Raw genomic sequence first — 1117 nt, 5'->3', positions numbered from 1 at the left:
CGTCAAACAGTATATCATTTACTTTATTACCAGTTAATAAGCCAACAAAGAAACCATATAGTGGGAATAAAAGCAACCATATAAAAAGACTAACACATTTTTGGTTAATTGAAAAATTCAATGTGACTAAATTTAAAGTTAAGAGTATAAAACTACATACAAATAATAAATATCGCAAAGGGAATATCCCCAATGGATCCAGTAATCTTCCACCACCACCAACAATCAGTTCAATACATAAAAATGTTATAAAAATTTTATTTATATTATTCATATTCGCAAGGTGATATTTTTTAAAAAATATTTAAAATCAACATTAATAAAATATAAATTTTATCAGCCTTTTTCCGCCTTAACTTCCAAAAACTTAAAGCCAAGATCAAATTGCCTATATAACCTTTATCCAATTGATTTTTCACAAAGCTATCATCAGCTAATATATTAGCTATTTTAGTTACTTCCTTTCGATACCACTTGTTTCTTACCAAACCAAGTCGCTTGTATTTTGCTTTAAAATTAATATTTGCTCCCACTTGGTTGTTTTCATGTTGTCTGTACAACATTGTTGGTTTTCTATCAATATACCACGAATAATTTCTCGTCCGAGCAAATGAATATAAAAACCAATCATGCAGACAGATATCTTGTGCAGTATTTTTATTATTTATGATGAACTTTTTAAATTCAATCAGCGTTTCTTTTTTTATAACATATGTACACCCTGGACCTGCTGCTTCAAAAAAATAATCGAATTGAGTTTGGAACTGAGCTTTATCAACTAAAATTTTTTTCCCTGATGGATAGTATGCAATTACATTGCTGGAATAACAATCCGCATTATTTAATGCCAAGCAGTCAATTGCATTTTTTATTTTGCCTTTATACCAAATATCATCCTGATCACTAAAACAGATATAATCATAATTTTCAAAATCGACATCTTTAATTAATCTATAAAAATTCTTACCTGCCCCTCCAAACTTATCGGTGCTAGGAAGTATATTTATAATTGACGGATGTAATGCTTTAAATTCTTCACAGATGTTTAATGTATTATCAGTTGATAAATCATCTGATATAAATATTGAGAGGTCTACACCCCTTTGCCCTATAATAC

1 protein-coding gene and 1 pseudogene are annotated in these 1117 nt (G+C 28.9%); both read right to left on the bottom strand.

Translation table 11 applies throughout. The annotated features are described in order from the left end of the window. A pseudogene (locus A7098_RS23585) lies at positions 1–274 on the bottom strand (oligosaccharide repeat unit polymerase); the annotation flags it as partial. 19 nt (positions 275–293) lie between these two features. Then, positions 294–1117 (bottom strand): dTDP-rhamnosyl transferase RfbG (gene rfbG / locus A7098_RS23580; RefSeq protein WP_105281509.1); only part of this gene is annotated, 824 nt, incomplete at its 5' end.

Origin of the sequence: Escherichia sp. MOD1-EC7011 (assembly GCF_002965005.1) — a bacterium.
In the GTDB taxonomy this organism is placed as follows: Bacteria; Pseudomonadota; Gammaproteobacteria; order Enterobacterales; family Enterobacteriaceae; genus Escherichia; species Escherichia ruysiae.
Note: the sequence above shows the minus strand (reverse complement) of the source record. Positions and strands in the feature narration are given on the sequence as shown.